Below are 12089 nucleotides of genomic sequence, written 5' to 3' on the forward strand. Positions count from 1 at the left end.
TCAAACGTTTGTTTAGTTTTTTATCCTTATTTAACAATTTTATGTTCCGCTTGAAACGCCATGACGTCCGCTACGCTCGGAACAGTGCTTGCTCCTCCGATTCTAAGTGTAGCAAGAGCTCCACATGCATTAGCAAATTCTAATAGGTCAGTGTTTTCCATTCCATGCAAAAATCCATAAATAAGGCCAGCATTGAAAGAATCTCCCGCACCTGTAGTGTCAATTGGCTTAATTTTATATCCACTTGCCTTTGTAGCATTTCTATGGGCATCAATCATCGTAGATCCCTTTGCACCAAGCTTTACAACTACATTTTCGTGTTTTTCAGGTAAAATCTCTTCTACCTGACTCACATTGTCTAAATCAAAAATATTGATTATTTCCACTTCACTTGGAATAAACAGGGTTACATCCTCTATTAAGGAGAGAATTTCGTCTCGATCCCATTTTTCATTTGGATCCCAACCCGTATCAAATGAAGTCGTTACATTTTTGGAACGGGCTTTTATTAATACATCCTTCCAATGCTGCTTCATGTTCGTCTGTAAAAAATATGATCCGAAGTGGATGTGGTCGGCCTGGTCAAATATTTCTTCCGGAATATCATCTGGTCCAAGCTCGGAAATGGTTCCCATATATGTAAGGAGCGCCCGATCTTTAGAAGTCGATAGCGAGAACGTAACCCCTGTTTGGATATGAGGAGCAAATTTTACATAGCTTGTATTAATTCCTTTTTTCTTTAATTCCTCTACACAAAAAAGTCCAAATACATCATTACCAACCATACCTACAAAATAAACGTCCATCCCCAAGCCAGCTAATCCAGCAGCAGTAATACAGGATGACGATCCTAATGCTAAATCAAACGAATCCACTAATTTCTCTTGGTTCCATTGAGGCTCCACATTTTCGCCAGTCATGATCAAATCTACATTAATTTCTCCGATAACAAATACTTTCTTTTTTGTCATGTTCTTTCCCCCTAAACATTTATAAAAAAGACCCCCAATTGAATAAAAATTGGAAGGGACTTTTATTAATCAAACGATTAATTTATATGCTCGCCTCTTAGGTTAAATAATCCTCTTTGAATCGCTATTTTTTAGAACGTGGAGACATGCTTTTTCTTATAAAATCAATTGCTTCTCTCGTCTCATCAATGTGCTTTACGGTTTCTTCGTACTGTTGTGATGCGACACACATAAAAAGTATATCAATGGCATGCAATTGGGCGATACGCGATGATGTAGCGCCGCTTCTGAAAGTAGGTTCCCGCGTAGCTGATGTATAGAGACGAATATCCGCCTGCTCGGAAACGATGGATGATCCGTACTTCGTTAAGCTAATTGTATTTGCCCCTACTTTATTTGCCAATTCTAAAATATTCGCTACCTCTACCGTGTTCCCGGAAAAAGAAATGCCTAAGACTACATCATCTTTACCAAAATTCCCTACAACGGTCGCAGCCATATGAATGTCATTAAATGCTGTAGCATGTTTATTAATCCGCAAAAATTTTTGCTGTGCATCTTGGGCAATGATGTAGGATGCTCCAACTCCAAAAAAGTGGATAGAATTCGCATTTTCTAACACATGAATGGCCTTAGTCAGTTCTTCTACGCTTAGTAATTCCGCTGTTTCTTTTATCGTTTGAATGCTGTTCGTCGTCATTTTTTCAATAATCGTATATTTGGATTCATTCGGTTCAATATCTCGTATTTCTTGTTGCGGGGTCTTTTGTAAATCGCCTGCAATTCTTAGTTTTAGTTCTTGAAAGCCCTTTAAATCAAGCGATTTACATAATCGAATGACTGCAGCTCCACTAGTTTCGCTTCTTTTTCCTAATTCACTTGCAGTAAGAGATAGTGCATCTCTCGGGTTTTCCAAAATATACGCTGCAATTTTCTTTTCTGAAGGTGGGAGTTTTTCCAACATTTCAGAAAGCATGACCAAACCGCCCGTTGCAATTGCCATTATTTACTCAGCTCACTTATCAACCGTTTTTTTCATTACATGGAATTGGCGAGTAATTGTAAATCCCGTCTTTTTATAAAGATATCCTGCCGATGTTTTCTCTCCAGTCCATAAGAACCAAGCTCCGTGGAGACCTTCTGCTCTCATGCTTTGAAGAGCTTCATGCAAGAGAATTTTTCCCAACCCTTTTCCTTGTTGCTCTGGGTCTACTCCAAATGGACCAAAACGTTCTGGGATTCCTTCATATCCGCCATATAAACAAAAGCCTACCATTTTTTCCCCATCTCTAGCAACAAAAATTCGCTCCATCGGCAATCCTTGGATGATTCCCTCGCGTATAGCCCTTCCCCAATCAGGATTGAATACTTCATTAGCAAATCGAATGACCTCGTATAAATCTTTATCTTCTGCTTTAGAAAATGTATAGCCCTCTTCCATTCTTTGATTCTTCAATGCTATGACATCTTCGGGAACTTGATAACCTACAAGACTGCGGTCCATCGCAACTGGAGAATATAGTTTTTCAAATCCTTGTTTTTGTAAAAATTCATAAGCACCAGGATATGCTTCTTCGTCAATACCAGGCAATATGTAGTTAGGTGCATAGGAAGCGAAGAATATATTGCTTCTTCCTTCAGATTGTAAAAACTCGACAGCTTCTTTCATCAATTGACTGCCAATACCAGACCTACGATGGTCAGGATGAACAAAAAAGAATGGAATCCAGCCATTATCGGGTTCTAAGTCTGTACCGTACATCGGCAACAATCTTCTAACAGCATAAACACAACCGACTAATTGATTGTCTTCAAATGCTAATCGCATCCCTCTAGAGTCAAAATTGGCGTCTAATAATACGAGATTACGGAATCTTTTTTGATTAATCGGATCTTTATGTAGACTCTCATTCCATAAGCGAACGATTTCGATTTCGTCCCCTGATTGATAATAACGATATAAAGGCATTAAGCACACTCCCTACTTGTATAATAAATATGGTTCCTTTTGCTTTTGAAATTGGACTACTTGCTCCTCGCAAGATTCCAAGAAAACATTTGCTCTTCCATTTAAAATTAAGCTGCGGAGCCTTTTTGTCCCAGCTAATAAATCAAAGAAAAACTTCCCGTTCGGATATTCATTAAATTGAAAATCATTTGGATACATTTCAGCAATTATTTCCAATAAAGTCAGCCCTGTTTTTAAGGCATGTATTTTATGCCGGTCCACTACATGGATTTGAATTCCTTCACATACTGAATCTTTATGTTTTTGATAAGTTGGAACAAATGAAACTGGTCTTGCCAATACACCAGGTAAATTTTTTTGATTAAAAGCTTTTGCTAGCTTGTATCCATCTACGAATTGTGCGCCAACATATTCAAATGGTCTCGTTGTTCCTCTTCCTTCTGATAAATTCGTTCCCTCCACTAGACATGTTCCGGGATACAAAATACTCATATCGAGACCTGTTGTATTAGGTGAAGGCGGGACCCAAAAAAGGTTTGTTTCGTCATAATACATACGACGCTCCCAGCCTTCCATCGGGACCACCGTCAATTCGCAATCAATTCCAAATTCATGTTTATACAACAGAGCAATCTCCCCGACTGTCATGCCGTGACGATTTGGAAGTGGATAAAGCCCCACAAAGGAACGCACCTCTTCTTCGACTAAATTTCCTTCCATCGATGTTCCAGAAATCGGATTAGGGCGATCTAACACAACAAACTCTTTACCATGCTCAGCACATGCTTCCATCACATAGGCCATTGTGTAAATAAACGTATAATACCTAGCTCCAATATCTTGTAAATCAAAAACGACCACATCAACGGGATCCAACATATCCTTTGACGGTTTTTTGGAAGCCCCATATAAACTAAAAACAGGAATCCCCGTATATGGATCGACCGTTGATTCGACCGCTTCCCCTTCTTTCGCGTCCCCTCGAATCCCGTGTTCAGGGCCGTAAAGTGCAGTCAAATGAATATGAGGATGTTCAAAAAACAAGTCGATCGTCGGGATCAGCTTTTCATTAACGCCTGTCATATTCGTCAGAAGTCCAATCCGCTTCCCTTCAAAATGCCGATAATTCTTTTCAAGAAAAATATCAAGACCTAAACGCAAACTAGCACCTCATTTCTTGATTAATGGAAGGGGTCCCCAAACTATGGCAACCCCTTCATTAGACCGCAAATATTATTTTGATTCAGCCCAACGATCATATGCAGCTTGATTTATTTTTACTAATTCCTCTACACCCATTTTATTTAAGGTACTTACCGCTTTATCCCAATCTCTGAAAGGTGTTTCACCTGATACAAATTTTGCTTCCATTTGCTCGATATAACTATCGATATCCGGCCTTAGTGTATTGATCCGTTCTTGTTCTTCTACTGTTAAATATACTTGAGGAAATGGAAGTTCTGCATGTGGTAAATATTCGTCCTCAACCCAACCTGCAATCGTATGGATTGTCGGATTGTCTTCTTTTAAGAAGAACTCCTTATCAATGACCATCGGAACTGCTGATCCTGCACCAGGTGCATCCTGGGCATTTGCTTGTGTCGTATTCATGCCTTCCGGAGCGAGCAATTGCCAAGCTGATTGAGAATCATCCACCCATTCCCAGTTCTTCCCTTCAACACCTAAACGAGCCAAAATGGATCCTTCTGGTGAGTACATATAATCTACCCAGCGCATCGTTGCTTCTGGATATTTGTTTTTATTCGTAATGGCAAATCTTCCTCTTTTTATTTCAGAAAACTGAGTCACTACTTTTTTATCAAAATTTGGACTTGTTAATGGAGGTAGCAATGGATATTTTGCAGCTTCTGTTACATCTGCAAAACCAATCATGACAATTGGCCACGTTGGAAATACTCCAACCTTATTTTCAGCTCCTTTTGCAACATATTGCTCCCAAGTATGTGAGAAAACTTGAGGATCCAGTAATTTTTCATCATATAAGCGCTTTAAATATTCGAGATACTCTTTATACCCGTCTTGGATAAAAGCAAATTCCACTTTGTCGTTATCTACCATTAACCCATTTGATTGGTTTATTCCAAATGCTGGCAATAAATTATATCGCAGCTCCGCAATGCTTGAAGCAGATAAAGGAATCTCATCATCTTCCCCATTTTTATTAGCATCTTTTTCTTTAAATGTTTTTAATAACTCATAAAATTCACCGGTTGTTTGTGGTCGTTCTACACCTAAATTTTCAAGCCAATATCCATTCATCCACATTAATGGAGTCATCGAATGGCTTAAATTATCAAGGCCCGGCAATGTATAAATATGCCCATCTGGCGCCGTAATAGAGGCTTTTAAATCTGGAAATTGCTCCATGATCTTTTTTAAGTTTGGCGCATATTGGTCGATCAAATCTTCAAGTGGGATAAGCAATCCTTGTGAACCATAGTCTACCTCTTCTGCTGGTGTAAACATTCCTCCAAAGAAAACGTCTGGGAGCTCTTGGCTGGCAAAGGCTAATTGCTTCTGCTGCTGAAATTGATCAGAAGTAGAAGTTTTAAATTTAAAATCCATATTTGTCATTTTATTCATTTCTTTAAAGAAGCCCATTTCACTCCACTCAGGTTGTAGTGGTGAACTTTGCCCCATCATTGTTAAAGTAATAGGTTCATTGACAATTGGATAGCCTGTATTATTGAAATTTTCGGGTGGTGCATCCTTTTTTGTACCAGTTTTTTCTCCGGACTTACAGCCTGCTAAAAGCGTCCCTAGCAACAAGAATATTGTAAAGATAAACATGATGGATCGATTTTTATTCAATTCGCTTCTCCTCCCAAAGAAAAATGTTAATTTGAACTTCCTACCTTGCAATAAGAATAAAGTTCACCTCACTCTCCAACAAAAAGTAGCTTTATTCTTTAATAGACCCAATCATCACGCCTTTTAGAAAATACTTTTGCAAAAATGGATAGATAATTAATAGAGGGGCTGCCGAAACAATCATAATTGCATATTTGATAATACTGGCAATTTTAGCCTGTTCCCCTATCGCTTCAGGATTACCACCTTGAATCATAAGTTCCGCTGTCATTTCTTGCTGTATGAGGATATCTCTTAAAAATAACTGTAATGGATAAATATCTTTATCTGATATATAAATGAGAGCATTAAAATACGAATTCCAATGCCCTACTCCATAAAACAGCGCCATGACCGCAATGATAGGAGCTGATAATGGTAATACAATTTGGAAAAAGATCCTAAATACTGAAGCACCGTCTACCTCGGCCGCTTCCACCAATCCTTTCGGAATTGTCACTTTAAAAAAAGTCATCGTGACAATAATATTCCATACAGAGGCAGCATTCGGGATGACCATTGACCAAATGGTATTGATCATTCCCAAATCTCTTACAAGGAGATAAGTAGGAATTAAACCACCATCAAAAAACATCGTGAAAATCAATAATCCCATGATGATTCCTTTTCCTACTAAGTTTGAACGCGAGAGTGCGTATGCACACGGAAGGGTTACAGCCAAATTTATGAAAGTCCCTAGAACTGTATAAAAAATCGTATTGCGATAACCTATCCAAATATCCTTACTTTCAAATACACGTTTAAAGCCTTCAAAGGTAATATCTCTAGGAATCAACCACATTTTCCCCGAGTTGACATAGCTTGGATCACTGATGGAGGCACTAAGAATATAAAGTAAAGGGTAAGAAATAATGATGATAAAAAACCATACTACCAGCTTGTTACACAGATCGAATATACGATCAGATTTTACTTCGTTTATCATGACAATCCCTCCTTTACCATAAACTTGTACCTGTTCTTCTAGCGAGTCTGTTAAAAATGATCAGAATAATCAAATTAACGACTGAATTAAATAGACCTACCGCTGTGGAATAACTAAATTGTCCGTTTAAAATACCAATTTCATATACATAAGTTTGTATGACTTGAGAAGACTCTAAATTTAGAGGATTTTGCATTAATAATATTTTTTCAAACCCCACAGACATAAAATTTCCCATATTTAAGATTAATAGAATGACAATCGTAGGAAGGATCCCTGGAAGATTAATATGCCAAATTCGCTGAAGCCTTGTAGCACCATCGACCTTTGCCGCTTCATGAAGCTGAGGATCGATTCCGGCAAGGGCAGCTAAGTAAATAATCGCGCCCCATCCAAGGTTTTGCCATTCTCCAGAAAATACATAAATCGTTTTAAACCAAGCTGGACTTGTCATAAAATTAATAGGTTCAAAACCTAATAGCTTGAGAAAATTATTAATAATCCCCGTTTGCGGATCTAAGAAAGCAATAATCATACCGACAAATACAACGACTGAAATAAAATGCGGCGCATAGGTAATCGTTTGGGCAGTCTTTTTAAAACGACCATCACGCAGCTCGTTCAGTGAAAGGGCCACGATAATGGAAACTGGAAACAAAACGAGTTGATACAAGTTAATGCCAAGGGTATTTAAAATTAAGTCCCAAAAATAATAGGAATCGAAAAATCGTTGAAAATGCGTAAATCCAACCCAATCGCTTCCAAAAATCCCTTTAACCGCAATAAAGTTTTTGAAAGCAATTTGCACACCATACATCGGATAATATTTAAAAACAAGAAAATAAACTAAAGCAGGTAAGAGCAGGATATAATATTGCCAATCTTTCTTAATTTTCCTAATCTTCTGATTTTTAATTTTAACATGCTTCACCCTATTGGCTACAATATCATTGGAACCATGTGCCGCAGACGTATTTTGCGTGGCCATTTTATGAAAACAACCTCCTTTTCAATGAGGAGACTATGAAAGCCACAATCCCCTCATTCTCGATCCAATTAGGGTATTAAAGCTCATACCCCGGCAATGCCCCACCTTTCCTCACATTCGTTCCTCTAGGGAATTTTAAAGTCTGAGCATATTTTGTACGATTGACACAACCTCTTACCGTTCCAAGCGCTTTATAATAATCGTAATATCGGAAGGAAGAAGAGTTCATGATGAACCAATAATGTGATAGGGCCTCCAAATAAGTATCGAATTCATCTGATACATCAATGAATAAATCGGGATCATAGCCCTCCATGTCTTCCCAGTTCTCACTGTGATAAAAGCTATAATAATGAGCTGGAAGACCTTCTAAATCAAATCCAGGAAGTCCGGCCTTTAATTGTGCTGCCTGGACGATTCTATAGCACATGATATGGTCAGAATGGATGCTATTTTCCCAGTGAGTAATGACAACATTCGGCCTTAGCTTTCTCATTAAAGTAGCAACATGTGTAATGATTTCGTCGTTAAAAGTAAGTTCAGCATCTTTATAGTCCAATGTGATCGTGTTAACACCGAGTACTTCAGCAACTTTTTCTGACTCTCTAATTTTCTGCTCACGGTATTCTTCTACTGAAACCCCGGGAGGATTCCCTTTTTCTCCAGCAGTCAAATGTAAAAAGGTGACATTATGTCCTGCCTTTGCATATTTATGGGCGATTGCCCCCGCTTGAATTTCTGCATCCCCACAATGAGCTCCAACTACGACTAAATTCATCCTCTTATCCTCCTCAAATACCTTTTTTTTATATTAATCTAGTAAGATTAATCGACCGTATTGTCAACGCTTACAACAAATTGAAAAAGACTTGCTTAGCTGCTATTCCCCGCCAAGCTGACTTTTTTGTGCTTTTAAGATTGCTTCTCTTAAAAATCCATCCGTTTCTTGTAGCAATTTATCTGCTTCGTTAAAGGATACCTCACCTAAAATCATCAAAATGGCTGGTTTTACCTTTTGATTAGTAATTTTTAAAATCCTTTCGGCTTCCTTCATTGAAACTCCAGTAACATTTATGACCATGTTACATGCTCTCTCCATTAATTTTTTATTACTTGCATGAAGATCAACCATAAGGTTGTTATACACCTTACCAAGTTTAATCATTGAAGCGGTAGACAGCATATTTAACACCATTTTTTGAGCCGTCGCTGCCTTTAGTCTTGTCGAACCGGTTAACACCTCCGGCCCTACAATCACTTCAATTTTATAATCAGCATATCGGCTTATTTCCGCATCATTATTACATGAAAGAGCTACTGTTGCAGCACCTAAGTTACGGGCATATTCTAGTGCCCCTATTACGTAAGGTGTTCTGCCGCTTGCTGCTATCCCAACAACAACATCTGCTTCGCACAATCCTCTTGCTTTTAAATCGTTCTCTCCCTCGTCATTACGATCTTCAGCTCCTTCAATAGCTGTTTTTATTGCTGTATCACCACCCGCAATAATACCTTGAACCATTTCAGGGGGTGTGCAAAAAGTAGGGGGGCATTCTGATGCATCCAAAATTCCTAGCCTGCCACTCGTTCCAGCACCTATGTAAAAAAGACGGCCTCCATTTTTAAATGATTGATGTATTACATCAATTACTGCTGCAATACGTGGCAATTCTTTACCTACTGCCTCCGCAACAGAACGATCTTCGGAATTCATAAGTTTTATAATTTCTAAAGAAGACATTTGATCGATACTAATTGTATTTTGATTTATTTGTTCCGTTGTTAAGTGTGAAAGGTTTTCTTGCATTCATACCCGCCTTTCTAATGTTGTCCATGAACAACTCTTATATGTTGATTTCATTATACACCACAATCGCCCTATTATGAAATATAAATTTAAAAATATTAAAATTTAAATGAATTTTTATTTCAACTCCTTACAAAAAGAATCCCAATAGTTATGCTTAAAAACAGCTAAAAACTACTGGGATTCTTTTCTATGAAGGTAAATTTTCACTTCTTCCATCAATGGAAATATTTTGTTTCTCAGCCTTGCTTATTCGGAGCCACAACACTCCAAATCCAATAACCCCACCTAAAGAAATCAATGTACTTACAAGGTACATTGTATTTGGTCCTAACTCCTGGAACATCCAACCTCCAAAAACTCCGGCGATGATTCCAGAGATGCCTCCCCATGTAAGTGCATAAATTGCTTGCCCGCTCGCCCTCAATTCCACAGGAACAAGTTTTGCGGTTAATGTGGTCCCTATATAGTAATAACCACCAAAGGTGATGCAATGAAGCATTTGAAAGAAAACAACTTGCATTGGTCCAGTCGCAATCGACATTAAGTACCAACGGATGACAAATAATAAACTAACTAATACTAAACAGCCGAACATCGTCGGAGTATGCCTTTTTAAATATCGATCGAATAATAAAAAGACAGGTACTTCAAAAATAGCGGTCAAAAATGCCGACCAGCCAACAAGGACAACGGATCCGCCTAATTGGTTAATATAAAGAGATAAAAATGTATGATTGATAGAGTTTGGAACTGAAATCAATACACCCAAAAGTACAAAAACTAAAAAGTATTTATTTCCTAATAGTGCTTTTCCATACCCGCCTTTTTGGATTGATTTCGTCCCTTCCACTTTACCCCTAGGTAATTTCAATCCGATTAAGATCGTCACAATAATCATGACACTATACAAAATCCACAGGTTTTTAATTCCTACTATACCTATAAGAGGTCCGGCTGCCACTGCCATCAATGCCCAACCGAGTGAACCCCAAAGACGGAACGTACCAAACTTATATGGCGTTCCTTCAATCGTGTTTAAAATCAAACTATTGCTTTGCGAAAACAATGGCGTTTGAAAATTAAAGAAAAGCAGCATAGCTAAAAACACAAGAGGCAGGGTACTAAATTGGAAAACAATTTGGACTACAATGATATTTCCAATTAACATGATGATGAGGATCCGCTTTATATTTTGCAGGCGATCACTCCAATAACCCCAAAAAGGATTGGCAAAAATTGAAATGAAGGGTCCTCCTGCCAGCAACATCCCAATCGTTACTGCACTAAAGCCTACCTCTTGAAAATACAATGGAAAATACGACATTAAAACAGCAAGCGCTCCGTAAAGGGAAAAATTAAAAAGTTTTACTACTAATAAAGATTTATCTTTAGCCATTTACCATACGATGTCCTTTCTTACCTCTATATCAAAGGTGTTTTCTCATAGATTGTCAGTTTCTTACATCAAATTTCCACTGCTTTTCCTGTTCTAGCAGACTCATAAATTGCCTCAACCAATACTAGTGCTCTAAGCCCATCTTCTAATGTGCTCTTAGGCTCATCTTTCCCTTTTACACAATCAATAAAATGTTTTACTTCATATGCATGTCCTTGTTGCAACTCATCATCAGGGGCAGGAAAACTCCAGCCTTTCGTCGATACTACATGTGGTTTTAAGCTTGATAATTCTTCAACTGACTTTCCATAGCCCGGGTGACTGTGGACACGAAGTCCACCAGCATCATGCGTCATACTTACATAAGCTGTTCCTTGTTTTCCGAATACCTCTAAACGGACATCCATTCCACCAGTTATCGCCCAACTAATTAATAGTTCAGCAATACCACCATTTTCAAAACGCAAAATAACAGCAGCTGTATCCTCTGAACCATTTTTGCAGTATTCGTCCCATTTCAATACACCCATTTCGGCGTACACCCTTTTAACCTTGGATCCCATAATCCATTCTAATGTATATAAGCCGTGAATTCCCATATCAATTGTAGCACCGCCGCCTGCTAGTTCTGCATCCCAGAACCAATCACTATGGAATGGACCATTATGGATTTCATTTGATCGGAGCATTATAATGTCTCCCAAACCGCCTTCATCAATTATTTTTTTCACTCGGACTAATGCAGGTTTATATCTCATGTTTTCACCGTAAACAGCCATGACGCCGTTTTTATTGGCAGCATCTACGATTTCTTTCGCTTCTTTCGTATTCATGGCCAAAGGTTTTTCGATTAAAAAGGGCTTTTTAGCTTCGATGCATGCCATCGCCATTTCGTAATGCAGATGGTTAGGAGCTGTGATATCGACACAATCAATATCGGGATCTGAAACTAATTTACGCCAATCGTCCGTCCATCTTTCAACACCGAATTCTTCAGCTACCGTCTTCGCATTTTCGATGCTTCTCGATGCAAACATTCCAATTTCGATGTCAAACATTTGGTAACCTATCGCATGTCCTTTTCCCATAAAGCCAGTTCCGATGATTCCAACCTTTACATCTTTTTTACTCATTGTAT

11 protein-coding genes are annotated in these 12089 nt (G+C 38.3%); all 11 read right to left on the reverse strand.

The features are described from left to right. Window positions 1–26: 26 nt before the first annotated feature. Window positions 27–971, reverse strand: a complete 945-nt coding sequence (locus KHA97_RS13015) for a carbohydrate kinase family protein (RefSeq protein WP_213125147.1) — start codon at window positions 969–971, stop codon at window positions 27–29. Window positions 972–1095: 124 nt separating this feature from the next. After that, window positions 1096–1974 carry a MurR/RpiR family transcriptional regulator gene (locus KHA97_RS13020; RefSeq protein WP_213125148.1) on the reverse strand — a complete coding sequence of 293 codons (879 nt, stop codon included), beginning with the start codon at window positions 1972–1974 and terminating at the stop codon, window positions 1096–1098. A 12-nt stretch (window positions 1975–1986) separates the two neighbouring features. Then, a complete protein-coding gene (locus KHA97_RS13025) occupies window positions 1987–2940 on the reverse strand; it encodes a GNAT family N-acetyltransferase (RefSeq protein ID WP_213125149.1) in 954 nt (317 codons plus the stop codon). A gap of 12 nt (window positions 2941–2952) precedes the next feature. Next, entirely contained in the window at window positions 2953–4101 is a 1149-nt protein-coding gene (locus KHA97_RS13030; protein ID WP_213125150.1) for an exo-beta-N-acetylmuramidase NamZ family protein, read from the reverse strand. 72 nt (window positions 4102–4173) lie between these two features. After that, window positions 4174–5772, reverse strand: coding sequence for an extracellular solute-binding protein (locus tag KHA97_RS13035; protein ID WP_213125151.1), 1599 nt, complete (start codon window positions 5770–5772; stop codon window positions 4174–4176). A 91-nt stretch (window positions 5773–5863) separates the two neighbouring features. Then, window positions 5864–6757 carry a carbohydrate ABC transporter permease gene (locus KHA97_RS13040; RefSeq protein WP_213125152.1) on the reverse strand — a complete coding sequence of 298 codons (894 nt, stop codon included), beginning with the start codon at window positions 6755–6757 and terminating at the stop codon, window positions 5864–5866. A gap of 13 nt (window positions 6758–6770) precedes the next feature. Next, a complete protein-coding gene (locus KHA97_RS13045; protein ID WP_213125153.1) occupies window positions 6771–7745 on the reverse strand; it encodes an ABC transporter permease in 975 nt (324 codons plus the stop codon). A gap of 76 nt (window positions 7746–7821) precedes the next feature. Then, window positions 7822–8523: a PIG-L deacetylase family protein gene (locus KHA97_RS13050; RefSeq protein ID WP_213125154.1), complete on the reverse strand. Its 702-nt coding sequence runs from the start codon at window positions 8521–8523 to the stop codon at window positions 7822–7824. A gap of 102 nt (window positions 8524–8625) precedes the next feature. Continuing rightward, window positions 8626–9552, reverse strand: a complete 927-nt coding sequence (murQ, locus tag KHA97_RS13055) for an N-acetylmuramic acid 6-phosphate etherase (RefSeq protein WP_213125155.1) — start codon at window positions 9550–9552, stop codon at window positions 8626–8628. Window positions 9553–9742: 190 nt separating this feature from the next. Beyond that, entirely contained in the window at window positions 9743–10951 is a 1209-nt protein-coding gene (locus KHA97_RS13060; protein WP_213125156.1) for an MFS transporter, read from the reverse strand. A gap of 68 nt (window positions 10952–11019) precedes the next feature. Further along, window positions 11020–12084, reverse strand: a complete 1065-nt coding sequence (locus KHA97_RS13065; RefSeq protein ID WP_213125157.1) for a Gfo/Idh/MocA family protein — start codon at window positions 12082–12084, stop codon at window positions 11020–11022. Window positions 12085–12089: the final 5 nt, after the last annotated feature.

Source organism: Lederbergia citri (assembly GCF_018343625.1).
GTDB classification, from domain to species: Bacteria; Bacillota; Bacilli; order Bacillales; family Bacillaceae_C; genus Lederbergia; species Lederbergia citri.